Raw genomic sequence first — 787 nt, 5'->3', positions numbered from 1 at the left:
AAAAAGCAGTCAATCCTAAGACTAACTGCTTTGTGTGTATGGATATGAAATTGTTTATCAGACATATTGTTTGAAAAATACATTTAACTTTTGCCCTAGTAGTGTTGGGTTATCTGTATTTACTTCATGTCCTGCATTTTCAATAATAGCTATTTCTGCGTTTTCTATCTGTTGTTGCAATTCTAAAGAAGCTTTTTTATTTATCTTATCCTTATCGCCACAGACAACAAGTACCGAACATGATATTTTTTTCAGTTCATGTTTAAAATTAAGTTCTGTCATAGATTTGCATAGATTGATAAAATCTGTTTTCTGAAAGCCCATTTTTTCAAATGCTGAACAAGGCATAATACGGAATATCAGATTTTGCATTTTTAACAGATACTTTGGCATTTCATATTGTGTGCCTATTAACACTAATGAGTTCATTTTTTCTGGGTGTTCTATCGCATACTGCATAGCAAGAATACCACCTAAAGAAAGTCCACAAATATTTAGCGGTTCTTCAAACTGTTCACAGTATGTTTCCAATGTCCGATACAATGTATCATAACATGGTGTTTTCCCAGAAAGCCAATCTGATAAATTAGGGCATAAAACTTCAAAATCATCATTGAATACTTTTACGGTATCACTCCAACTTTCAGAAGATTGTCCCAAACCATGAAGCATTATATATTTCATTTCATCACTCCTAGATACTGTGTTTCATATCCACATTATAACATTCTCATATCAGCACCACAATAAAATTCTATGCACCGATAATCTTATTGAACAGCTCTAA

1 protein-coding gene is annotated in these 787 nt (G+C 32.3%); it reads right to left on the bottom strand.

The annotated features are described in order from the left end of the window. Positions 1-57: 57 nt before the first annotated feature. A complete protein-coding gene (locus HMPREF0373_RS12900; protein ID WP_021422741.1) occupies positions 58-684 on the bottom strand; it encodes an alpha/beta fold hydrolase in 627 nt (208 codons plus the stop codon). Positions 685-787: the final 103 nt, after the last annotated feature.

This window comes from Eubacterium ramulus ATCC 29099 (assembly GCF_000469345.1).
GTDB classification, from domain to species: Bacteria; Bacillota; Clostridia; order Lachnospirales; family Lachnospiraceae; genus Eubacterium_I; species Eubacterium_I ramulus.
Note: the sequence above shows the minus strand (reverse complement) of the source record. Positions and strands in the feature narration are given on the sequence as shown.